General features: G+C 72.7%; 21 protein-coding genes. 1 reads left to right on the forward strand and 20 read right to left on the reverse strand.

Translation table 11 applies throughout. The features are described from left to right. Positions 1–41: 41 nt before the first annotated feature. From rpe to QQZ13_RS00385, 20 genes are all read right to left on the reverse strand, one after another. Entirely contained in the window at positions 42–713 is a 672-nt protein-coding gene (gene rpe, locus QQZ13_RS00290) for a ribulose-phosphate 3-epimerase (protein ID WP_284527121.1), read from the reverse strand. Positions 714–759: 46 nt separating this feature from the next. Next, on the reverse strand, positions 760–2,115 hold the full coding sequence (locus QQZ13_RS00295; protein ID WP_284527122.1) for an RsmB/NOP family class I SAM-dependent RNA methyltransferase: 1,356 nt from the start codon (positions 2,113–2,115) through the stop codon (positions 760–762). Next, entirely contained in the window at positions 2,112–3,080 is a 969-nt protein-coding gene (gene fmt, locus QQZ13_RS00300; protein WP_284527124.1) for a methionyl-tRNA formyltransferase, read from the reverse strand. The genes QQZ13_RS00295 and fmt overlap by 4 nt, the downstream gene beginning before the upstream one ends. 26 nt (positions 3,081–3,106) lie before the next feature. After that, a complete protein-coding gene (locus QQZ13_RS00305) occupies positions 3,107–5,089 on the reverse strand; it encodes a primosomal protein N' (RefSeq protein WP_284527126.1) in 1,983 nt (660 codons plus the stop codon). A 6-nt stretch (positions 5,090–5,095) separates the two neighbouring features. Continuing rightward, positions 5,096–6,289, reverse strand: coding sequence for a methionine adenosyltransferase (gene metK / locus QQZ13_RS00310; protein ID WP_284527128.1), 1,194 nt, complete (start codon positions 6,287–6,289; stop codon positions 5,096–5,098). Between the two features lie 105 nt (positions 6,290–6,394). Further along, entirely contained in the window at positions 6,395–6,649 is a 255-nt protein-coding gene (gene rpoZ, locus QQZ13_RS00315) for a DNA-directed RNA polymerase subunit omega (protein WP_144807791.1), read from the reverse strand. 113 nt (positions 6,650–6,762) lie between these two features. Continuing rightward, positions 6,763–7,659: a guanylate kinase gene (gmk, locus tag QQZ13_RS00320; RefSeq protein WP_284527130.1), complete on the reverse strand. Its 897-nt coding sequence runs from the start codon at positions 7,657–7,659 to the stop codon at positions 6,763–6,765. Then, entirely contained in the window at positions 7,652–8,521 is an 870-nt protein-coding gene (gene pyrF / locus QQZ13_RS00325) for an orotidine-5'-phosphate decarboxylase (protein ID WP_284527132.1), read from the reverse strand. The genes gmk and pyrF overlap by 8 nt, the downstream gene beginning before the upstream one ends. Then, entirely contained in the window at positions 8,518–11,805 is a 3,288-nt protein-coding gene (carB, locus tag QQZ13_RS00330) for a carbamoyl-phosphate synthase large subunit (RefSeq protein WP_284527133.1), read from the reverse strand. Before carB ends, pyrF begins: the two co-directional genes overlap by 4 nt. Further along, positions 11,805–12,968, reverse strand: a complete 1,164-nt coding sequence (gene carA / locus QQZ13_RS00335; protein ID WP_284527134.1) for a glutamine-hydrolyzing carbamoyl-phosphate synthase small subunit — start codon at positions 12,966–12,968, stop codon at positions 11,805–11,807. The genes carB and carA overlap by 1 nt, the downstream gene beginning before the upstream one ends. Beyond that, positions 12,965–13,495 (reverse strand): hypothetical protein, encoded by a 531-nt coding sequence (locus QQZ13_RS00340; protein WP_284527135.1) that lies wholly within the window; start codon positions 13,493–13,495, stop codon positions 12,965–12,967. The genes carA and QQZ13_RS00340 overlap by 4 nt, the downstream gene beginning before the upstream one ends. Further along, positions 13,492–14,823: a dihydroorotase gene (locus tag QQZ13_RS00345; RefSeq protein ID WP_284527137.1), complete on the reverse strand. Its 1,332-nt coding sequence runs from the start codon at positions 14,821–14,823 to the stop codon at positions 13,492–13,494. Before QQZ13_RS00345 ends, QQZ13_RS00340 begins: the two co-directional genes overlap by 4 nt. After that, the gene (locus tag QQZ13_RS00350; RefSeq protein ID WP_284527138.1) at positions 14,820–15,791 is read right to left on the reverse strand and encodes an aspartate carbamoyltransferase catalytic subunit; all 972 of its coding nucleotides are present in this window, start codon (positions 15,789–15,791) and stop codon (positions 14,820–14,822) included. Before QQZ13_RS00350 ends, QQZ13_RS00345 begins: the two co-directional genes overlap by 4 nt. Further along, positions 15,788–16,318, reverse strand: coding sequence for a bifunctional pyr operon transcriptional regulator/uracil phosphoribosyltransferase PyrR (gene pyrR, locus QQZ13_RS00355; protein ID WP_284527140.1), 531 nt, complete (start codon positions 16,316–16,318; stop codon positions 15,788–15,790). The genes QQZ13_RS00350 and pyrR overlap by 4 nt, the downstream gene beginning before the upstream one ends. Before the next feature lie 60 nt (positions 16,319–16,378). Continuing rightward, positions 16,379–16,792 carry a hypothetical protein gene (locus QQZ13_RS00360; RefSeq protein WP_284527142.1) on the reverse strand — a complete coding sequence of 138 codons (414 nt, stop codon included), beginning with the start codon at positions 16,790–16,792 and terminating at the stop codon, positions 16,379–16,381. A 26-nt stretch (positions 16,793–16,818) separates the two neighbouring features. Next, positions 16,819–18,396: a Rieske 2Fe-2S domain-containing protein gene (locus QQZ13_RS00365; RefSeq protein WP_284527143.1), complete on the reverse strand. Its 1,578-nt coding sequence runs from the start codon at positions 18,394–18,396 to the stop codon at positions 16,819–16,821. A gap of 80 nt (positions 18,397–18,476) precedes the next feature. Continuing rightward, on the reverse strand, positions 18,477–21,407 hold the full coding sequence (locus QQZ13_RS00370) for a DEAD/DEAH box helicase (protein WP_284527145.1): 2,931 nt from the start codon (positions 21,405–21,407) through the stop codon (positions 18,477–18,479). A gap of 37 nt (positions 21,408–21,444) precedes the next feature. Continuing rightward, positions 21,445–21,855, reverse strand: coding sequence for a transcription antitermination factor NusB (gene nusB / locus QQZ13_RS00375; RefSeq protein WP_284527147.1), 411 nt, complete (start codon positions 21,853–21,855; stop codon positions 21,445–21,447). Between the two features lies 1 nt (position 21,856). Continuing rightward, a complete protein-coding gene (gene efp / locus QQZ13_RS00380) occupies positions 21,857–22,417 on the reverse strand; it encodes an elongation factor P (protein WP_284527148.1) in 561 nt (186 codons plus the stop codon). 102 nt (positions 22,418–22,519) lie between these two features. Next, entirely contained in the window at positions 22,520–22,978 is a 459-nt protein-coding gene (locus QQZ13_RS00385) for a type II 3-dehydroquinate dehydratase (protein ID WP_284527149.1), read from the reverse strand. A gap of 62 nt (positions 22,979–23,040) precedes the next feature. Between QQZ13_RS00385 and QQZ13_RS00390 the strand changes: the two genes are divergently transcribed. Next, positions 23,041–23,427, forward strand: a complete 387-nt coding sequence (locus QQZ13_RS00390; protein WP_284527151.1) for a VOC family protein — start codon at positions 23,041–23,043, stop codon at positions 23,425–23,427. The last annotated feature ends 1 nt before the right edge of the window (position 23,428 follow it).

Here is a 23,428-nt window from a genome sequence, read left to right on the forward strand (position 1 = left end):
GGTCCCGGCCGGGCGCCGGTGCGTGGCGGGATCCGGCGGCGTCAGTGCCGGTGCGCCGCCGCGACCCCGCGGAGCGCGGCGATCGCCTGACCCGGGTCGTCGGCGCCGAACACCGCCGACCCCGCCACGAAGGTGTCGGCTCCCGCCTCGGCCGCCTGCGCGATCGTCGACTCCGCGATCCCGCCGTCGACCTGGAGCCAGACCTGGGAGCCGCGGCGTCGTGCCTCGTCGCTCAGCCGGGCCAGCTTGGGCATCTGGTCCGCCATGAAGGACTGGCCGCCGAAACCCGGCTCGACCGTCATGACGAGGATCTGATCGAACTCGTCGAGCACGTCGAACAGCCCGTCGACCGGCGTCGCCGGCTTCACGGCGACGCCGGCGCGCGCGCCGATCTGCCGCAGCCGCCGCGCCAGCGCGACCGGGTCGGATGCCGCCTCCAGGTGGAAGGTGACCGACGCCGCGCCGATCTCGGCGTACCCGGGCGCCCACCGGTCGGGGTCGGTGATCATGAGGTGCACGTCCAGCGGGACCGGGCTGGTCGCCTGGATGCGCTCCACCATCTGCGGTCCGAAGGTGAGGTTGGGCACGAAGTGGTTGTCCATGACGTCGACGTGCACGAAGTCGGCCGTCGCGATGCGGGCGAGCTCGGCCTGCATGTTCACGAAATCGGCGGCGAGGATGCTGGGGTTGATGCGGAGGTCGTCGCCGGTCACGGGACCACCCTAATCCGGTCTCGGACCCCGCGTCGTCGCGACGGGCTCAGCGGCGCCGCAGCAGCGAGATCGACATCGCATCCGTGCCGTGGCGGTGGGGCCACAGCTGCGCGCGCCCCGAACCGTCCGCCGGCGCGGCCAGGTCGATCGGTCCGCGGGACACGGACGCCACGACCGACCGCGCGTCGAGCTCCTCGAGGGAATCGCCCGCCGATCGCCGCACGTCGGCGACGATCGCCGCGGTCTCGGCCAGGTGCGGTGAGCAGGTGACGTACGCGACGACGCCGCCGGGCGCCAGGGCATCGACGGCGGCGCGCAGCAGGTCGCCCTGCAGCGCGGCGAGGTCGGGGACGTCGGCCGCCGTCTTGCGCCACCGCGCCTCGGGCCGGCGGCGGAGTGCGCCGAGGCCGGTGCACGGCGCGTCCACGAGGATGCGGTCGTACCGGCCGCGCCCGGCCCGCGTGCGGCCGTCCTCTTCGGACACGGGGACCGGGAGCGGCACGCCCGCGACGGAGTCGCGCACCAGCCCCGCGCGCGCCGGCGAGACCTCGTTGGCCTCGAGCAGCGCGCCTCGCGCGAGAGCCTCCGCGGCGAGCACGGCGGTCTTCCCCCCGGGCCCCGCGCACAGATCCAGCCAGCGCTCTCCGGGGCGCGGCGGGGCGGCGCGGGTCAGGGCGAGCGCCGCCAGCTGCGAGCCCTCGTCCTGCACGCGGATGCGTCCGCCCGCCTGCTCGACGACCGGCGCGGGGTCTCCCCCGCCCAGCCGGAAGCCGATCGGCGAGTAGACGGTCGGGGTGCGCCCGTCCGGGATCTCGGCGAGCCCGGGAAGGGCGGCCATCGTGACGCCCGGGGCGACGTTGTCGGCCTCGAGCAGCGCGGTCAGCTCGTCGGCGCGCCCCTCCGCTGCCAGCGCTCGCCGGAAGGCGCGGATGACCCACACCGGGTGGGCGTGGCGCAGCGCGAGGCGCTCGTCATCCGAGCGGGCCGTCTCGTCGAGCCGGGCGTACCACTGCTCCCCCGAGCGCTCCGACACACGCCGCAGCACGGCGTTCGCGAACTTGGAGGGCCCCGGGCCGGCCGCCGCGCGGACCTGCCGCACGGTCTCGTTGACGGCGGCGTGCGACGGGATCCGCATCGACACGAGCTGGTGGACGCCCAGGCGCAGCGCGTCGAGCACAGCCGGGTCGATGCGATCCACCTCGCGCTTCGCGGCCTCCGCGATGATGGCGTCGTAGGTGCCCTCCCGCCGTAGTGTGCCGTAGGCGAGCTCGGTCGCGAGTGCCGCATCGGCCCCGCTCAGGCCGGCGCGTGCGATCTCGCGCGGGAGCAGCAGGTTGGCGTAGGCGTCCGATTCGTGGACGGCGCGGAGGGTGTCGTAGGCGACCCAGCGGGAGGAGCTCACGGGGCATGCTCCGTCCGGCCGGCGCCGGCCGCGGGCGCCTCCGGCCCCGTCCCGTCGGCCTGCAGCGCATCGACCCGGAGGCCGCGCCACCAGTCGGCTGCCGCCATGCGGCCCTTGCCGGCGGGCTGGACCTCGTCGAGCGCGACGGTGCCCGCGGAGGTGCCGACGACCACCGTGCGGTCGATCAGCTCCAGCCGCCCCGGCGCGAGCGTGGCGTCGGGCCCGGGGCGGGCGGCGAGCACCTTCAGCCGCTGACCGCCGATGAGGGTATGGGCGCCCGGCTCCGGCGTGGTGCCGCGGAAGCGGTCCAGGACCTCGCGCGCGGGCGCGGTGAAGTCCAGGAGCCCGTCGGAAAGCGACAGCTTGGGCGCCAGGGTCGGCTCCCCCGTCTGCGGGACGGCCCGCGCCGTGCCGGCCGCGATGGCGTCGACGACGTCGCGCAGGAGGAGCGCCCCCTGCTCGGCGAGATCCGACAGGACCTGTCCCGCCGTGGCGGACTCCGGGACCTCGTAGCGGATCTCGCCGAAGACGTCGCCGGCGTCGAGAGCGGGGACGAGCTGGAACACGGCGGCGCCCGTGGTCCGGTCGCCCGCGATGAGGGCATGCTGCACCGGCGCCGCTCCGCGCCAGCGAGGGAGCAGGGAGAAGTGGAGGTTGATCCAGCCGTGGCGGGGCAGGGACAGCAGCGGCTCCCGGACCAGGCCGCCGTACGCCACGATCACGCCGAGGTCGGGACGGAGGGCGTCGACGGCCGACGTCGCGTCGGCGCCCAGCCGGTCCGCCTTGACGACCGGGAGGCCGCGCGCAGCCGCCGCCTCGGCCACCGGCGAAGGCGTGAGGACGCGCTTGCGGCCCTGCGGCGCATCGGTGCGGGTGACGACGCCGACCACGTCGTGCGAGGACTCGTCCAGTGCCCGCAGCGATGGCACCGCCGGAGCCGGGGTTCCGGCGAACACGATGCGCATGGGGGTCCTGAAGGGAAAGGGGATGGTCACAGATCGAGCTCGGGCACGTCGAGCCGCACCCTGAGTGTAGTCGCGGCCGGCCCGCGCGCCGTGCCCGCGGCACGCGCCCGGGCAGCGGTGCGGCGCCCCCGCAGCGCGTCGGCGACGACCGCTGCACGCAGCGTCTCGGCGACCGCGCGCCCGTGGGCGTACTCGAAGCGGAGGAGCGCCCGCACCGTGCCCTCGCCCGCCGGCACCGGCCCGAGGACCGCGGCGGGGGCCAGCGACGGGACCTCGGCCCGCACGTGCGCGATCGCCTCGTCGACCGCGGCCGCCGTTCCCTCCACCGTCGCCACCCGGACCACCGGGGGCATGTGCAGCGGTGCCCGCTCCGCCAGCTCGGTGCGCGCGTAGGCCGCCTGGGTCCAGGTCGCCAGCGCCCGGGAGACCGGACCGGTCACCCCGACGAGGTGCACCGGTGCGCCCGGCGCGGCGAGGGCGGCCGCGTTCGACCACCAGCGCAGGCACGCCTCGCCGATCCGCAGCTGCTCGGCCAGCAGCATCTTGTCGCCGTCGAGCAGGATGACGGCCCGATAGCCGCCCGGGGCGATCGGCTCCGCCCCGCGCGTCGCGATCACCAGCGCCGGCCGCGCCTCGACCTCCGTGACCGGGTGGGCGCCGTCGGAGACGATCACGCGGGTGTTCGGGAACGCGCGGCCGAGCTCGTCGGCGGTGCGCTCCGACCCCGACGACGCCATCCGCAGACGCTGCGAGGAGCAGTTCGCGCAGGACCAGTTCGGCAGGGTGCGCCCGCACCAGCCGCAGTCGGGGGCGCTGCCGGGACGGCGGGCATGCAGCGGACCGGCGCAGTGCGGGCAGCGGGCCGGTGTGCGGCAGTCGGCGCAGACCAGGACGGGGGCGTATCCGGGCCGGGAGACCTGCACGAGCACGGGGCCGTCCCGCAGAGCCTCGCGCGCCGCGGCGAAGGCCGCCGACGGCACGCGCTGTCCGCGCACCTCCCCCTCGTGCGTCCCCGACAGGATCACGCGCGGGCTCTCCCGCCGCGCGGCGGGGACCTCCCGCACCCAGCCGAGCTGGACCAGCCGCTCGACGTCGGTCGAGCGGGTGTGCCCCGCGAACACGAGCGCGGAGTCCTCGAGCTCCTGGCGGATGAGCGCGGCGTCGCGGGCGTGGACCCCGGGGCTCAGCGGCTCGGCCAGGAGGGGGTCGCCGTCGTCCCAGACGGCGACCAGGCCGACGTCGTGGGCCGGGGCGTAGACCGTCGACCGGTTCCCGACCACGATGCACGGCGCGGGATGGAGCAGCCGCAGATACGCGGCGTAGCGCTCGGGTCCGGAGCGGCGGGCGTCGTCGCGGACGATCGCGTCGTCGGGCGCGCGGCCTGTCAGCGCGGCCAGCACCTGCGTCTGGTCGCGGTGGTCCGGCAGCACGAGCACGGCGCTGCGCCCCGCCGCGAGACGTTCCACGGCCATCGCGGCCATCAGCTCCGCCCACGCGCCCCACGCGCTCCCGGCGACGGGACGCGGGGGCGGGTCGATCGCGAGGCGCTCCCCCGCGGCCAGCGCGTCGCCCAGGCCGGGATGGGACGCCAGCACGCCCCGTGCCCAGGCGAGCCCCTCGGGCGACACGGCCGGCGCCTGCGGCGGCTCGGCCGCGCGCCAGGCCTTCTCCGCTCGCACCATGCGCTTGGGGATCACGAGCCGGAGGATGTCGACCGCCGAGCCCGCCGCGCGATCGGCCGCTCGTCGGGCCAGAGCGTAGAGCGACTCGGGGAGCACGGCCACCGGCGAGACGACGCTGTCCACCTCGGACAGCGGACGGTCCGGGGCGACGGCATCCGTCACGTCCAGGACATAGGCCTCCACGACGCGTCCGGCGGTGCGCAGAGGCACCTTGACGCGCACTCCCGCGACCACCTCGCCGACCAGCTCCGAGGGCACGGCGTAGTCGAACGGCCGGTCGAGCTGAGGCAGCGGAGAGTCGACCAGGACGCGGGCGACGGTGACCACGGCGGGTCAGAGGCCGGCGGCGGCGCGGAGTTCCTCGACGCGGTCGGTGCGCTCCCAGGTGAAGTCGGGCAGCTCGCGTCCGAAGTGACCGTACGCCGCGGTCTGGGCGTAGATCGGGCGCAGCAGGTCGAGCCGGTCGATGATGGCCTGCGGCCGCAGATCGAACACGTCCGTGATCGCGGCGGTGATCGCCTCGTCCGAGACGTGCCCGGTGCCGAAGGTCTCGACGTACAGCCCGACGGGCGCCGCCCGGCCGATGGCGTACGCGACCTGCACCTCGAGGCGGTCGGCCAGACCGGCGGCGACGGCGTTCTTGGCGACCCACCGCATGGCGTAGGCGGCCGAGCGGTCGACCTTCGAGGGGTCCTTGCCGCTGAACGCGCCGCCGCCGTGCCGTGCGGCGCCGCCGTAGGTGTCGATGATGATCTTCCGACCGGTGAGGCCGGCGTCGCCCTTCGGGCCGCCGATCACGAAGGGACCGGCGGGGTTGATGACGTACTCCACATCGCCGATGTCCAGGCCGGTCTGCGCGATGACCGGGTCGATGACCTCGGCGCGCACGGCCGCCCGCAGCGCGGCGAGGGAGATGTCGGGGTTGTGCTGGGTCGAGACCACCACCGTCTCGACCGTTCGCGGCACGTGGCCGTCGTAGCCGAGCGTCACCTGCGTCTTGCCGTCGGGACGCAGGAACGGCAGCGCGCCGGAGCGCCGAGCGTCGGTGAGCCGTTCGGCGATGCGGTGCGCCGTCCAGATCGCCATCGGCATGAGCTGCGGCGTCTCGGTGGTCGCGTAGCCGAACATGATCCCCTGGTCGCCCGCGCCCAGCGCGTCGACGGGGTCGCTCGATCCCTCTTCCCGGTGCTCGATCGCGTTGTCGACTCCTGCCGCGATGTCCCCGGACTGCTCGCCGATGGAGACCGTGACACCGCACGAGTCGCCGTCGAAGCCGGTCTCGCTGGAGGTGTAGCCGATGCGGTTGACGACCCCGCGCACGATCCCGGGGATGTCGACGTAGCCGTCGGTGCGCACCTCGCCGGCGACGTGGACGAGCCCCGTCGTCACCAGCGTCTCCACGGCGACCCGGCTCCCGGGGTCCACGGCCAGCAGCGCGTCGAGCACGCTGTCGGAGATCTGATCGCAGATCTTGTCGGGGTGCCCTTCGGTCACGGACTCGGACGTGAACAGGCGCAGCTGAGTCATCGGTGCTCCAGACGGCGGACAGGATCGGGGGTGTTAACCATCATGCCCGCGTCCCCCGACATGGCGGGTGACGCGGGCACGGCGACGCCATACGGCGTCATGGGATCAGTCGAGCGAGCGCAGGCGCAGCTTGTCCTCGTGGATCTCGTGCAGTGCGATCGTCAGGGGCTTGTCCTCGACGGTCGAGTCCACGAGGGGCCCGACGTTGTCGAAGAGGTTTCCCTCGTGGAGGTCGGAGTAGTAGTCGTTGATCTGGCGGGCACGCTTGGACGCGTAGATCACGAGCTGGTACTTCGAGTCGACCTTCTCGAGCAGTGCGTCGATGGGCGGGTCGATGATGCCCTGGTCACGAGTGGCCATAGTGGACCTCCTGGATCGGATGGCGGAAGAAAATCGGGGCGAAGCGCGGGGCGCGCAGCTCCTCACGGACGAGGACGCCGCGGCATCCGACCATTCTACAGTCCCGCCGCCGTTCAGTGCGCGAGGGCGGCCACCTCGGCCGCCGCCCGCGCCACGTCGTCGTTGACGACGTGATGGTCGAACTCGCCCTGCGACGCGAGCTCGACGCGCGCGGTCTTCAGCCGGCGGGCGCGCTCCTCGGCGTCTTCGGTGCCGCGGCCGACGAGGCGCTGCACCAGCTCGTCCCAGCTGGGCGGGAGCAGGAAGACGAGGTTGGCATCCGGGGCGGCGGCGCGGACCTGGCGGGCCCCCTGCAGATCGATCTCGAGGAGCACCGTGCGCCCCTCCCGCAGGGCGGCGTCGATGGGCGCCTTCGGCGTGCCGTAGCGGAAGGCGTTGTGGACGGTCGCGTGCTCCAGCAGCGCCCCGGTGGCGATCAGCCGGTCGAACTCGGCGTCGTCGACGAAGTAGTAGTGCTCGCCGTCGACCTCGCCGGGGCGCGGTGCGCGCGTGGTCGCGGAGACCGACAGGAGGATCTCGGGGTGATGCGCCTTGATGTGCGCTGCCACGGTCCCCTTGCCGACCGCGGTGGGCCCGGCCAGCACGACCAGGCGGCTACGGCCCTCGCGCGGGCGGGGCTCGGGCCAGCGCCCGTCGAGGAAGGCCTCCAGCTCGGCCCGCTGCCGGCTGCCCAGGCCGCCGAGGCGCTTGACGGGCGAGATCTCGAGGTCGGCGAGGATGCGATCGCGTTTGCCCTCGCCGATCGCCGGCAGCGCCGTCAGGAATTCGGTGACGCGCATCGCACCGGCGGGCGAGTGCGGATCGGCCAGCGCGCGGCGCAGCAGCTCCTGCGGGCTGATCACCCGGGTCGCCACGTCGCGCTTGAGGGAGGCGCGCTCGCGTCGGGCGGCGACGGCGCGGCGTGACGCGGCGGCGCGGTCGACCTCGGGCGGGCGGCGGGCGTCAGTCATGGCGTGCTTCCTGGAGTTCGCGGTTGTGGGCGTCGATCGCGTCGGCGAGACCGGCGGGTCCGTCGGAGAGGATACTGCGACTGGCGCTGGCGAGCACAGTCGACGCGTTGGCGCCGAACAGGGCGCTCAGCGCGGACAGCCGCGCCCCCTGGGCGCCGAACCCGGGCGCGAGGATCGGTGCCGCCGGCTGGATCGGCACCGGGATCCCGTAGGACGCGGCGTCGACGGTCGCGCCGATCACGAACCCGATGTCGCCCAGCACGCCGTCTCCGGCCCGGTTGAAGGAAGAGACCTCGTCGACGACGTCTGCGGCGATCGTCGGGTTCGTGCGCACGGCTCCGTCTTCGTGCACGGCCGACTGCGGCGCGGCGCCCTGGATGAACGCGGCCTCCGGGTTGCTCGTGGCGGCGAGGACGAAGACGCCCTTGCCGCCCTCGCGTGCGAGCTCGAAGGTGGAGCGCAGCGCGCCGACGCCCAGGTACGGGCTGACCGTGACGGCATCCGCCTCCAGCGGGGCGCCGGGCGTCAGCCAGGCCGCGGCGTAGGCGTCCATGGTGGTGCCGATGTCGCCGCGCTTGGCGTCGGCGAGCACGATCAGCCCGGCCGCGCGCGCCGTGGACATGACCTCCTCGAGTGCCGCGTACCCGGCCGAGCCGAAGCGCTCGAAGAAGGCCACCTGGGGCTTCACGACGGCGACCCGGGGCGCGGCGGCCTCGACGACGCGCAGCCCGAACTCCCGCGCACCGGCCGCGTCCACCGGGAGCCCCCACGCGCGGAGCAGGGATTCGTGCGGGTCGATGCCGACGCACAGCCTTCCCCGGGCGCCCAGCGCGGCGTGGAGGCGCTCCCCGAATCCGGTCACACCGCCGCCTTCCGGTCGGCGGCGTACTCCTGCAGGCTCTTCACCGAGAAGCCCTCCCGCAGCACCGGCAGCGCGCTGACGGCGGCGCCGAGCACGGCCATCGTCGTGAACAGGGCCTTGTCGGCAGCCACCGCGGCGGCGCGGATCTCGTAGCCGTCGGCGCGCGCGATGCCACCCGAGGGCGTGTTCACCACGATGTCGATCTCCCCGGCGTTGATGAGGTCGACGACGTTGCGCTCCCCCGTCTGCTGCGTGGCCGAGTACTTGTTCACGACCTCGACCCGGATGCCGTTGCGGGCGAGGATCTCGGCCGTCCCCTCGGTGGCGGTGAGCCGGAACCCGAGCTCCTGCAGCCGGTGCGCGGGGAGGATGACGGCACGCTTGTCGTCGTCGGCCACCGACAGGAAGACCGTGCCCTCGGTCGGCATCCCGCCGTAGGCGGCTGCCTGGCTCTTGGCGAAGGCGGTCGGGAAGTCGCGGTCGATCCCCATCACCTCGCCCGTGGAGCGCATCTCGGGGCCGAGCACGGAGTCCACGGTGTGACCGTCGGCGGTCCGGAAGCGCTTGAACGGCAGCACGGCCTCCTTGACGGCGACCGGCGCATCCAGCGGCACCCGCGAGCCGTCCTCGACCGGCAGCAGGCCCTCGGCCTTGAGCTCGGCGATGGTGGCGCCGGCCATGATGCGGCTGGCGGCCTTGGCGAGCGGGATCCCGAGCGCCTTGGAGACGAACGGCACGGTGCGCGAGGCGCGCGGATTGGCCTCGATGACGTAGAGGACGCCCGCCGAGACCGCGAACTGCACGTTCAGCAGGCCGCGCACCCCGACGCCCTCGGCGATCGCGAGCGTGGCGGTGCGCACCCGGTCGATCTCGGTGCGGCCGAGCGAGACCGGCGGCAGCGTGCACGACGAGTCGCCGGAGTGGATGCCGGCCTCCTCGAGGTGCTCCATGACGCCGCCGATGTACAGCTCGTGGCCGTCGTAGAGCGCATCGACGTCGAGCTCGATCGCGTCGTCGAGGAATCGGTCCACCAGGAGGGGCTTGCCCTCCTCGATGACGACCTCGCCGGCGGTGCGCACGAAGTAGTCGCGCAGGCTGTCGGTGTCGTAGACGATCTCCATGCCGCGGCCGCCCAGCACGAAGCTCGGGCGCACGAGCACGGGGTAGCCGATCTCCTCGGCGATCGCGACGGCACCGGCCTCGTCGACGGCCGTGTCGTGACGCGGCGCGATCAGGCCCGCCCGATCGAGCAGCTGCGAGAACAGCTCGCGCTCCTCGGCGATGTCGATGGCCGCCGGGCTCGTGCCCAGGATCGTGTATCCGGCCTCCTCGATGCCCTTCGCCAGGCCCAGCGGGGTCTGGCCGCCGAGCTGGCAGACGACGCCGTGGATCGTCCCCGACTGCGCCTCGGCGTGCAGGACCTCGAGGACGTCCTCGAGCGTCAGCGGCTCGAAGTACAGGCGGTCGCTCGTGTCGTAGTCGGTGGACACCGTCTCGGGGTTGCAGTTGACCATGATCGTCTCGAAGCCGGCCGCCGACAGGGCGAACGACGCGTGGACGCAGGAGTAGTCGAACTCGACGCCCTGGCCGATGCGGTTGGGGCCGGAGCCGATGATCACGACCTTCCTGCGGTCGGACGGCATCACCTCGGTCTCCGTGTCGTACGAGGAGTAGTGGTACGGCGTCAGGGCGGGGAACTCCCCCGCGCACGTGTCGACGGTCTTGTAGACCGGGCGCACGTCCAGTCCCCAGCGCACGCCGCGCACCTCCTCCTCGGCGAGGCCGCGGAGCTGGCCGATCTGCGCGTCGCTGAAGCCGTGCTCCTTGGCGACGCGCAGCGTCGCGGCGTCGAGCTCCGGCGCCTGCCGGATGTACTCGGCCACCTCGTTGATGAGCACCATCTGGTCGAGGAACCAGGGGTCGATCTTGGTGGCCTCGAAGGCCTGCTCGATGGTCGCGCCCTTGCGCAGCGCCTGCTGCAGGACCACGATCCGGCCGTCGGTGGGGCGCGTGGCGATCTCCAGGAGCTCCTCGACCGAGCGGTCCTCGGGGCCCCAGTGGAAGCTGGAGCCGCGCTTCTCGAGCGAGCGGAGCGCCTTCTGCAGCGCCGTGGCGTAGTTGCGGCCGATCGCCATCGCCTCGCCGACCGACTTCATGGTGGTCGTGAGGGTCGTGTCGGCGTTGGGGAACTTCTCGAAGTTGAACCGCGGCACCTTCACGACGACGTAGTCCAGGGTCGGCTCGAAGCTCGCGGGCGTGGCCTGGGTGATGTCGTTGGGCACCTCGTCGAGGCGATAGCCGATGGCGAGCTTGGCCGCCAGCTTGGCGATCGGGAAGCCGGTCGCCTTGGAGGCCAGCGCCGAGGAGCGGGACACCCGGGGGTTCATCTCGATGACGATGATGCGGCCCGAGGCGGGGTCGACGGCGAACTGGATGTTGCAGCCGCCGGTGTCCACGCCCACGGCGCGGATGATGTCGATCCCGATGTCGCGGAGCTTCTGGTACTCGCGGTCGGTGAGGGTCAGCGCCGGGGCGACGGTGATCGAATCGCCGGTGTGCACGCCGACGGGGTCCACGTTCTCGATCGAGCAGACGACCACCGTGTTGTCGGAGGTGTCGCGCATGAGCTCGAGCTCGTACTCCTTCCAGCCGAGGATGGACTCCTCCAGCAGCACCTCCGTGGTCGGCGAGTCGCGCAGGCCGGCACCGCCGATGCGGCGGAGGTCGGCCTCGTCGTAGGCGAAGCCGGAGCCGAGCCCGCCCATGGTGAACGAGGGGCGCACGACCAGCGGGTAGCCGAGCTCGGCGGCCCCGGCGAGGAGGTCGTCCATGGTGTGGGCGATGACGCTGCGCGCCACGTCGGCGCCGGCGTCGAGCACGAGCTGCTTGAAGATCTGCCGGTCCTCGCCCTTGCGGATGGCGTCGACCTTCGCGCCGATCAGCTCGACGTCGTACTTCTCCAGGATGCCGCGGTCGTGCAGGGCCATCGCGGCGTTGAGCGCGGTCTGGCCGCCGAGGGTGGGCAGGATGGCATCCGGCTTCTCCTTGGCGATGATCGTCTCGATCACCTCGGGGGTGATGGGCTCGATGTAGGTCGCGTCGGCGAAGTCGGGGTCGGTCATGATGGTGGCCGGGTTGGAGTTGACCAGGATGACGCGGACGCCCTCCTCGCGGAGCACGCGGCAGGCCTGCGTTCCCGAGTAGTCGAACTCGCACGCCTGGCCGATGACGATCGGCCCGGAGCCGATGACGAGGACGCTGGTGATGTCGTCGCGCTTGGGCATCAGTGGTTGTCCTTCTGGGTCGACACGACCAGCTCGGCGAAGCGGTCGAAGAGGTAGTTGGCGTCGTGGGGCCCGGCGGCGGCCTCGGGGTGGTACTGCACCGAGAACGCGGGGAGGTCGAGGGCGCGCAGGCCCTCTACGACGTTGTCGTTGAGGCCCACGTGGCTCACCTCGACCCGGCCGTAGCCGTTCGGGCTGTCCACCGTGCCCTCGATGGGCGCGTCGACCGCGAAGCCGTGGTTGTGCGCCGTGATCTCCACCCGCCCGGTCTGCTTGTCCAGCACCGGCTGGTTGATGCCCCGGTGGCCGAACGGCAGCTTGTAGGTGCCGAAGCCCAGGGCCCGCCCGAGCAGCTGGTTGCCGAAGCAGATCCCGAAGAAGGGCAGGCACTCGTCGAGGACCGCGCGCAGGAGCGACACATGGTCGTCGGAGGCGGCGGGGTCGCCCGGGCCGTTGGAGTAGAACACCGCGACCGGATCGATCGCCCGGATGTCGTCGATCGTCGCGCTCTGCGGCATCACGTGCACGTCGAAGCCGCGCGCGGCGAGGTTCACGACGGTCGCCTGCTTGACGCCGAGGTCGAGCACGGCGAGGTTTCCGAGGTGGGGCACGCCCTCCGCGGCGGGCGTGATCTCGGCAGCGGTCACCGACACCTCCGCCGACAGGTTCCGCCCGGACATCTCCGGCGCCTCGCGGACGATCCGCAGCTGCTCGTCGGCGTCGATCGCCGCGGCGTCGCCGGAGAAGATCGCGCCGCGCATGCTGCCGGCCGAGCGCAGGACGCGCGTGACGGCGCGGGTGTCGATGCCGCTGATGCCCACGATCCCGTCGCGTTCGAGGGCCTCGTCGAGCGACTCCTCCGAGCGCCAGTTCGACACGACGCGGGAGGGGTCGCGCACGATGTAGCCGGAGACCCAGATGCGGCGCGACTCGACGTCCTCGGCGTTCATGCCGGTGTTGCCGATGTGCGGGGCGGTCTGCAGGACGATCTGCCCGGCGTAGGAGGGGTCGGTGAGGGTCTCCTGGTAGCCGGTCATGCCGGTGGCGAACACCACCTCGCCCAGGGTCGTTCCGCGCGCCCCGTAGGCGCGGCCCGGGTGACGGGAGCCGTCCTCGAGGACGAGCACGGCGGGGTCGAGGGTCGGTGAGAAGGAGCTGGTCATGCGTCGGTTCCCGTCGGGGTGGTCGGAGTCGGTGCGGGGAGGATGCCGGCCACGGCATCGGCCAGGGCGCCGGCGGAGGCGTCCTGCGGGCGGAAGTAGGAGTCCACGGGCGTCGTGGTCTGCCCGGAGTCGGCGTGCCAGGTGAGACGGACCAGTCCGTCCCGCTCCACGACGCGGTCGATGGCGACCGAGGCGCGGTCGACGCCGACGAGGCGAGCGGTGGGGAGGAACAGCCTCGGCTGCCCCGGCAGGTCGAGGGCGACACCCGCGGTCGTCACCGTGAGGTCGACGCGCGAGCGGAAGCCCAGGCGGCGGATGGCGAGTCGCTCGAGCGGCTCGTCGTGCCGCGTGGTGGCGACGTAGAAGCCCGAGAAGACGGTGAGGCTCTTCGCGTCCGCCGGGATCTCGCCGATCGGCGCCGAGAGGGCGCTGTCGCGCCGCACCCGGCGGCGCCACGCCCAGACGCCCGAGCCGACGAGCAGCACGGCGACGGCGACGATGACGAGCAGCGCGAGCTCCCGGGTCATGCGGGGACCTCCGCGAGGTCGACGACCGCGCCCTCGGCGACGGTCACCGCGCCCCGGAAGAAGGTCCAGCGGACCGAGCCGGGAAGCTCCCGGCCCACGTAGGGCGAGTTCGTGCTGCGACCGCGCAGGTCCTCCCGCGTGAAGACGGCCGACGGCGCCGGGTCGTAGAGGGTCAGCGACGCCGGCGCACCGACAACGAGGTCGGTGCCGGCCTCGGCGAGGCGTCCGATGCGCGCGGGGGCGGCCGACATGACGCGCGCCACGTCCTCCCACGTGAGCATCCCCGTGTCGACGACGGCCTGCTGCACTACCCGGAGCGCGGACTCCAGCCCGACCATGCCGTTGGCCGCGGCCTGCCACTCGCAGGACTTCGCCTCGGCCGGGTGGGGGGCGTGGTCGGTCGCGACGATGTCGATCGTGCCGTCGGCCAGTCCTTCGCGGACCGCCCGGACGTCCTCGTCGCGCCGCAGCGGCGGATTGACCTTGAAGCGCGGGTCGTAGCCCCGCACCAGCTCCTCGGTGAGCAGCAGGTGGTGCGGGGTCACCTCGGCGGTCACGTCGACGCCGCGCCGCTTGGCCCACCGGATGATGTCCACCGAGCCGGCCGTGGACAGGTGGCACACGTGCAGGCGGGAGCCGACGTGCTCGGCGAGCAGGACGTCGCGCGCGATGATCGACTCCTCGGCCACCGCCGGCCATCCGGCGAGGCCGAGCTCCGCCGACACCGTGCCCTCGTTCATCTGCGCGCCCTCGGTGAGCCGCGGGTCCTGCGCGTGCTGGGCGACGACGCCGTCGAACGCCTTCACGTACTCCAGCGCCCGGCGCATGATGAGCGGATCGAAGACGCAGAAGCCGTCGTCGCTGAAGACGCGCACGCGCGCCCGGGACGACGCCATGGCGCCGAGCTCCGCGAGCCGCTCGCCCTTCTGGCCCACGGTCACGGCGCCGATGGGCTGCACGTGCACGTAGCCGGCGGCTTCGCCGAGCGCCAGCTCCTGCTCGACCACGCCCGCGGTGTCGGCGACCGGCGAGGTGTTGGGCATGGCGAAGACCGTGGTGTAGCCGCCGGCGGCCGCGGCGCGCGATCCGGTGAGGATGGTCTCCGAGGCCTCGTACCCCGGCTCGCGCAGGTGCGTGTGCAGGTCGACGAGCCCCGGCAGGGCCACGAGCCCGTCGGCGTCGACCACCGTCGCGCCGCTGCGGCTCAGCCCCGAGCCGACCTCGTCGATGCGGCCGTCGGCGAGGATCAGGTCGGTCGTCTCTCCGCCCGGCAGGCGGGCGCCGCGCACGAGGACCGGCGAGGCCCCCGAATCGTCTCGACGGGTCATCGGGCGTCCTCCTCGGCGGTCGTGTCGGTCCGCTCCCCCGCCAGCAGCAGGTAGAGCGCCGCCATGCGCACCGAGACGCCGTTGGCGACCTGCTCGAGCACGGTCGACCTGGGTGAATCGGCGGCGTCGGCGGAGATCTCCAGCCCGCGGTTCATCGGACCGGGGTGCATCACAATGCTACCTGCCGGCAGGGCCGCCAGACGCTCGGCGTCCAGACCCCACCGCCGCGAATACTCCCGTTCAGTCGGGAAATACGCGGCGGTCATCCGCTCCAGCTGGATGCGGAGCATCATGACCGCGTCGGGGCCGCTCGCCAGAGCCTCGTCGAGGTCGTAGGCGATGCGCACCGGCCAGGCGGACACGTCCTGCGGCACGAGGGTCGGCGGGGCGACGAGGGTGACGCGGGCGCCCAGCGACGTCAGGAGCCAGACATTGGAGCGGGCCACGCGCGAGTGGAGCACGTCGCCGACGATGGTGACGCTCAGTCCCTCGAGGTCGCGTCCCCGGCTGTCGTCGCCGAACGTGCGCTTCCGGATCGTGAAGGCGTCCAGGAGCGCCTGGGTGGGGTGCTCGTGGGTGCCGTCGCCGGCGTTCACGACGCCGGCCGAGATCCAGCCGCTGGTGGCGAGGGTGTGGGGCGCGCCGGAGGCGCCGTGGCGGATGACGACGGCGTCGGCTCCCATCGCCTGGAGGGTCTGCGCCGTGTCCTGCAGCGATTCGCCCTTGGAGACCGAGGAGCCCTTCGCCGAGAAGTTGATGACGTCGGCGGAGAGGCGCTTGGCGGCGGCCTCGAAGGAGATCCGGGTGCGGGTGGAGTCCTCGAAGAACAGGTTGACGACCGTCTTGCCGCGCAGCGTCGGGAGCTTGCGGATCTCGCGGGACTGCGTATCGCGCATGTCCTCGGCGACGTCGAGGATGCGCAGCGCCTCCTCGCGGGACAGGGTCTTCGTGTCGAGCAGATGCCTCATGACTCGATCGTCACCCCCTCGATGCCGTCGACGTCGGCGAGGCGCACGTTGACGCGCTCGTCGCGGGCGCTCGGGAGGTTCTTGCCGACGAAGTCGGGACGGATCGGAAGCTCGCGGTGGCCCCGATCGACGAGGATCGCCAGCCGCACGGCGGCCGGCCGTCCGATGTCGCCCAGCGCGTCCAGCGCCGCGCGGATCGAGCGGCCGGAGAACAGCACGTCGTCGACCAGCACGACCGTGCGTCCGTCCACACCGCCGGGCGGGATCTGCGTCGGGCGCGGGGTGCGGGTGGGGTTGCGGTGCAGGTCGTCGCGGTACATCGTGACGTCCAGCGCGCCGACCGGCACGGCGGCGCCGCTGAACTCGGACACCAGGGCGCCGATGCGCTCGGCGAGCGAGACCCCGCGGGTGGGGATGCCGAGGAGGACCAGACCTTCGGGCCCCTTGTTGGACTCCAGGATCTCGTGGGAGATCCGAGTCAGGGCCCGGGCGATGTCGGCGCCGTGCAGCACGGTTCGCGTGCTCATCCGCCGCTCCCTTCTCCGCCTCACGGGACGGTGTTAAAGGTTGCTGTGGTTCGCTCCACTCTACCCGTCGGCGGGGGTCCGCGGCGCCAGGACGCGTCGCACGCCGGCGCGCGCCAGCATCAGCACGACGATCAGGCCGGTGACGGCGAAGAAGCCGCCGAGACGCACGGCATCGCCGAAGACCACGTCGACGAGCCACAGGACCAGCAGCTTGCTTCCCGGGAGGATGAGGACGAGCGTCGCGATCGCCGCGACGCGCCGCAGGGGCGCGTCGGCGGAGCGGATGCTGCGGATGACGCGCGTCTTCAGCGCCAGCACCACCTCGAGGACGGCCTTGAGCAGTACGGCGGTCAGGAGCGTGAGCACGAAGCTCTCGCTCAGCACACCCGGGAGGAACTGCACCGTCAGGCCCAGGATGACGACGTAGACGAACACGTCGACGAGGTCGAGGGCGGTGGGTCGGCGACGGGACACGGCGGTCACTCGGGGTCGGGCGTCCGTCACGCGGCGGGCTGCGTCGCCGCCTCGGTGAGGCCGCCGTCGACGGAGCGCGACGCGCGGATCGGGTGCCCGGGTGTCGTGAGGCACTTGCCCGAGGCGAGGTCCCACTTCCAGTCGTGGAGCGCGCAGGTGAGCACGCCGTCCTCGATCTTGCCGGTCTTCGTGAGGTCGGCGCGCAGGTGCGGGCAGCGTCGCTGCACGGTCCAGTCGCCGATCTCGGCGTCCTCGGTCTGGTCGGACTGCTCCGCGTACCAGTTCTCGACGTACTCGATCCGGTCGCGGGAGAGGCACTTGAGGAACGTCGTGAGGAACTCGTTGAACTTCCCGCTGCGCCCCACCTCGAACTGCATCGACAGGAAGATCGAGTTCGACCAGTCGATCTCGCCGTCGGCGATGTTGGTCGAGACGAGGTCGGCCGGGATCGTGTACCAGTAGATGCACTCCTCGCCCGCGTACTCGCGCACCTTGGCGCGGGGGAAGTCCACCACCATGTCGAGGTCGCCGATGCGGAAGCGCACGTTGCCGCCGACGCCGTTGCGGATGGTCCGGGCGCGCCGCAGCAGGGGCTCCCACCACTCCTTGATGGCCTGCAGCATCTCCTCCGGGGGCAGCACCTCGGAGCGACCGGCCTCCTCGGCGCGGATCTCGTCCTGTCGCGCGTCGCGCTGCTCGGCGAGGTAGGCCCACTTGTCGTCGAAGACGCGGTCGATCTCGTCCTGCGTGTACAGGGTCTGCGTCACGGTGATCTCGCCGTTCACGAGGTCGACCTGCGTGCCGGGGAGGAACTCGTACCCCTTCTGCTCCGGCCGCAGCTGACGCATGTGGGCGAGGAACTGACGCTGGTCGGTGAAGATCGAGTCGTCCTCGGCGCCCCAGCCGTTGAAGCGGAAGAGCTCTTCGCGCAGGAACATGGGAGGCCCCGCCATCGGGAAGACGTGCTCGGCGTCCACCTTCTCGATGTAGTACATCGCGCGCTTGTTCTGCGCGTCGCGCTTGAGCTGGGCGAAGTTCTGCTTGGCGTCCTGCGGCAGGTCGTAGACCATCGGCCACCAGATCGCGCCGGAGACCTGGGTGAAGTACGCCTCGGGCTTGCTGAAGCCCAGCAGGCGTTCGAGGTCGAGCGGGTGGGAGTCGTTCTGGTTCAGGATGCTCGCCGTCCCGTCGTCGACACTCAGCGACGAGTCGCCGATCGGGCCGTCGCTCGGGGCGCGCAGCGGGGTGACCATGAGCTTCAGCGCCCCGAAGTGCAGGGGGACGCCCGCCTGGGTGTATTCGATGTTCTCGAAGCCGAGCGCCCGGATGTCCTTCTCGAGGTCGTCGGTCGGGTACTCGGGCAGCAGCACGCGGATGTCGCGGCGCACGTGCCGTCGCAGCAGCGCCGGGTCGAGGTGGTCGCGGTGGCGGTGCGAGATGTAGAGGAAGTCGGCGGCGCCGAACCTCTCCCAGTCCAGGCCGCGGTTGTCGGGGAACGGGAACCACGAGCCGAAGAAGCTCGGCCCGATGACCGGGTCGCAGAGGATGCTGCCGCCCTCGGTCTCGATGAACATGCCCGCGTGGCCCAGGCCAGTGATCCGCATGACTACCTTTCTGTCGAGCCCGTCGAGTCTACGCGAGCGGTCCCGGATCCTCCCGGCGGCGGGCCGTGACCGCCGCCGGTTCAGGACAGCAGAGCGCGGATGTCGTCGGCCGACAGCGCCGCAGAGAAGGCGTCGCCGTCGTCCAGGACGGCGCGGAAGAGCCGCGCCTTCCGCTGCTGGAGCTCCACGACCTTCTCCTCGATCGTGCCGGCCGCGATGAGGCGGTACACGGTGACGGGTCGCGTCTGCCCGATGCGATGGGTGCGGTCGATCGCCTGCTGCTCGGCGGCGGGGTTCCACCACGGATCGAGGAGGAACACGCAGTCCGCCTCGGTGAGGGTCAGTCCCACGCCTCCGGCCTTGAGGCTGATGAGGAAGACGGGATCGTCGCCCCGGCGGAACGCGTCGATCACCTCGGCCCGGCGCGGGGTGGAGCCGTCGAGCCGGGAGGTGCCGATGCCGTGCGCGCGCAGATCGCGCTCGACGATGTCGAGGTAGGAGGTGAACTGGCTGAAGACCAGCGCGCGGCGACCTTCGGCGGCGAGTTCCGCGAGGCGGTCGCGGAGGGCGTCGAGCTTGCTCGACCCGAGCCCGCCGCCGCCCAGGTCGACCAGCGACGGGGCGAGCGCCAGCATCCGCAGGAGGGTGAGGGACCGGAAGACGATGAAACGGTGGCTGTCGAGGTCGTCGAGCAGCCCCAGGACCTTCCGCCGCTCGCGCTGCAGGACGCGCTCGTAGACCGCGCGGTGTCCGCTGGTCAGCTCCACCCGGACGTCCTGCTCCTGCCGCGGCGGCAGATCGGGAGCGACGAGCGCCTTCGTGCGCCGCAGGAGGTAGGGGCGGATGCGCCGGCGCAGTCGTGCGAGACGACGCTCGCGCGACGCCCCGCCCTCGAGGTTCTCCTCCGCCTTGCCGTCCTCGATGGGCGTCAGGTACTCCTGGCGGAACCGCCGCGCCGAGGGGAAGAGCCCGGGCGAGGTCAGCGCGAGGATCGCCCACAGGTCGGCGAGGCTGTTCTCCAGCGGCGTGCCCGTCACGGCCACGCGGGCGCGCGCTCGCAGCTCGAGGGCGGCCCGGTGCACCCGCGTGCGGGGGTTCTTGACGGCCTGCGCCTCGTCGAGCACCACGAGCGACCAGTCCCGCGCCGCGTAGGCGGCGGCGTCGAGTCGCAGGAGCGCGTAGGAGGTCACGATCACGTCGGCGTCGACGGCGTCCAGGCGCACCCCGGTCCCCTCCACCGTCTGGACGCGGAGGCCGGGGGCGTGGCGGGCGGCTTCGTCGCGCCACGCCGGGACGACCGACGTCGGCGCGACGACGAGTGCCGGCCGATCGTCGGACCGCGTTCGGGCGTGCAGGATCAGGGCCAGCACCTGGAGCGTCTTGCCGAGCCCCATGTCGTCGGCGAGGACTCCGCCCAGGCCCGCCTCCCACAGCGCCGCGAGCCAGCGGAAGCCGTCGAGCTGGTACGGCCGCAGCGCGGTCGCGAGCCCGCCGGGTGGAGGCGGGGCGGAGGTCGCCGGCGGCTGATCGCGCAGCCGGGCGATCGCCGCGCGCCAGGCGACCGCGGGCTCCGCGACATCGGCGAGGTCTTCGAACTCCTCCCAGAGGTCCACGTGGTAGCGGCTGACGCGCGGACCGGCCTCCCACTCGACGAGATCGCGGGACTCGTCGATCAGCTCCCGCAGGCGGTCCAGCGCCGGGTGCGCGAGCGAGAAGTAGGCGCCGTCCGAGAGCAGCATCCGCTTCCGCCGCTGGGCGAGCGCGGTGAACAGCGGGGCGAAGGGGATGCGGCGTCCGTCGATGTCGACGAGGATGCCGAGCTCGAACCAGTCGGCGTCGGTCGTCTCGACGGTCGACACGGTGATGCGCGGGTCGCCGGTGAGCTCGCGGTACTGCCGGGCGATCCCGCGCGCCTCCACGCGCACGTCGTCGAGGGCCTGCACGGCCGGCAGCACACGCGTGGCGAACTCGGCGGCGTCGATCCCGCGTAGCTGCCCCGCGGGCGAGAAGGGCAGGTCGGCGGCGGACTCCCACGCCCGCACCAGGGCGCCCCGGCGGTCGGCGCGCGCCGCAGCCGCCTCCCCCGTCGGGCCGGGGGCCGTCAGCGGCTCACGTCCGCCGCCCGGCAGCTGCCAGTCGAAGGCGTAGTCGAGCACATCGCGGGGTCGCTGGTCGATCGTCAGCACCAGCACCGTGGGCTGCGGCGGAGGCAGTCGCACGCCTCGGCCGGCGGTCACCCGTGTCTCGCGGGACAGCAGCGGGAACCCGTGGCGCAGGAACTCGTCGACGTCCTCGCCCGGCACCGCCGTGGGCCCACCCGCCGCCAGGAGGGCGCGCGTGCCCGCGCCGAGAGCGGCCGGAGCCGCCCGGATGTGGAGGGTGTCGCCCTCCCGTTCCACCGTGTAGACGCCGACGGTCCCGATCGGACGCGCCAGCGGCGCGGCGCGGCCGTCGATGCGCGCCTCGGCGTGCACGCGCAGCCCGGCCCCGTCGGCGTCGATGCGCACCGTCACGTCGGACTGGCCGCCCACGCTCAGACGCTGATCGGCCCGCGTGGCCACGAGGGGGATGCCGAGGTCGGCGGCGGCGCGCAGGTGCGGCCAGAGGAGGTCGGAATCCACGCCGTCGAGGGTGAGCCAGTCCGAGTCGCCGTAGCCTCCGAACACCCGCACGTCGTGGGCGATGCCGTAGAGCGTCGTGAACCACCGGCGTCGCGCGGGATCGGTGCGCCACGCACCCCGCCGCAGCGTCTCCCACGTGAGGTCGCCGCGAACCCACTCCGCCCGCGCTCCGCCGCGGACCAGCGGCCTCACCGCCAGCCGCAGCTCACCGCCCGGCGACTCCACGCTGCGCGGCGTCGCCGGCTCCACGCGCCGCGGGCCCCAGTGGGCCTCGTCGCCCTCGCGCCGACGCAGCTGCACCCCGAGGGCGACCTCGTCCCACTGCTCGGGGGGCACGTCCATCCCGCCGGGCAGGACGGCGCGCCACGAGCGGGCGCGCGAGGTCGTCATGGACTCGATCCTCGCAGCGGGCTGCGACGTCGCCCGGTCAGCTCGCCCGGGCGATGCGCGCCAGCACGCCGTGCACGAACGCGCCCGAGTCGTCGGTCGAGAGCTCCTTGGCGAGCTCCACCGCCTCGTCGATGGCGACGGCGGTGGGCACCTCGGCGTTGAAGAGGATCTCCCACACGCCGATGCGCAGCACGGCGCGATCGACCGCGGGCATGCGCTCGAGCTTCCAGTCCCGCGCGTGGGTGATGATCTGCTCGTCGATCTCGTCGCGGTTGTCGATCACGCCGTCGACGATCTCGCGCGCGTACAGCCATGAGGCCTCGCGCGCCGGCTCGCTCGCCGCGCGCTTGGCCTCGGCGGCGAGGGTCGTGGCGAGGTCGTCGCCGCGCACATCGCTCTGGTAGAGGATGTCGAGGGCGCGCTTGCGCGCCTTGCTCCGGGCGCTCACCTCAGCTGACGCGGCCGAGGTAGTCACCCGTGCGGGTGTCGACCTTGACCTTCGTGCCGGTCTCGACGAACAGCGGGACCTGGATCTCGTACCCGGTCTCGACCGTGGCGGCCTTCGTGCCGGCCGAGGAGCGGTCGCCCTGGAGGCCGGGCTCGGTGTAGGTGATCTCGAGCACGACCGAGGCGGGAAGCTCCACGTAGAGCGGGTTGCCGTTGTTGAGGGCGATTTGGACCTGCTGGTTCTCGAGCAGGAAGTTCGCGGCGTCGCCGACCGTGGCGGCGCCGACCGTGATCTGGTCGTAGTCGGCGACGTCCATGAAGACGAACCCCTCGCCGTCGTTGTAGAGGTACGTGAAGTCGCGGCGGTCGACGTTCTCGATGTCGATCTTGGCGCCGGCGTTGTAGGTGCGGTCGACGACCTTGCCCGAGACCACGTTCTTCAGCTTCGTACGCACGAACGCGCCGCCCTTGCCCGGCTTGACGTGCTGGAACTCGATGACGTTCCAGAGCTGGCCGTCGATGCTGAGGACGACGCCGTTCTTGATGTCTGCGGTCGATGCCATGAGGAAGAGGATCCGTTCGTGTGGGAGTTCGGGGCCGCGGCGCGAAGAGGACCCCAGAGGGATCCGGCGCGGGCCGACAGTCGATTCTACGGGATCGCGTCGTCAGCCGTCGGCGAGGCCGGTCACGACGTCCAGGAGCAGCCGCACGGCGCGCGCGTATCCGGCCACGCCCTCGCCGATCACGTGGACGACGGCGACGTCGCGCACGAAGGAGTGGTGTCGGAACTCCTCCCGGGCGTAGACGTCGGAGATGTGCACCTCGGCGACCGGGAGCGCGACGCCTGCCAGCGCGTCGCGCAGCACCACCGAGGTGTGCGTGAGACCGCCCGGATTGATCACGATGGCCGCGCAGTCCGTGCGTGCGGCGTGGATCGTGTCGATGAGGACGCCCTCGTGGTTGCTCTGCACCGCGCGCACCTCGTAGCCGCGCTCCTGAGCAGTCCGCGCGACGAGCGCCTCGACGTCGGCCAGCGACTCGCGGCCGTAGATCTCGGGCTCGCGCGTGCCGAGGAGGTTCAGGTTCGGGCCGTTGACCAGCAGCAGGCGACGAGGTGTGGACACGTCAGCACCCTACCGGTCGTCCGCGTGCCGAGGACGGCGCAGGCGGTGGCAGACTGGCAGCCGTGCCGGGACTTCACCACGTCGAGATCTGGATCGGGGATGCCGATGCCGCCCGCCGCGACTGGGGGTGGCTGCTGGGGCGGCTCGGATTCGCCGAGACGGCGCGTTGGTCCGAGGGGTCGTCCTGGCAGGCCGACGGGGCGTACCTGACGTTCACGACGTCGCCGAACCTGTCGGCCGCGGCCCACGACCGGCGTCGACCGGGAGTGAACCACCTCGCCTTCCGCGGCGGTTCCCGCGAGGACGTCGACGCCCTCCTGGCCGACGCGCCCGCGCACGGCTGGTCGCCGCTCTACCACGACCGCTATCCGCACGCCGGCGGCCCGGATCACTACGCGGGCTGGATCGAGAACGCCGCGGGTTTCAAGGCCGAGATCGTCGCCGACTGAC

The sequence above is a fragment of the Microbacterium sp. T2.11-28 genome, from assembly GCF_950097975.1.
GTDB lineage: Bacteria > Actinomycetota > Actinomycetes > Actinomycetales > Microbacteriaceae > Microbacterium.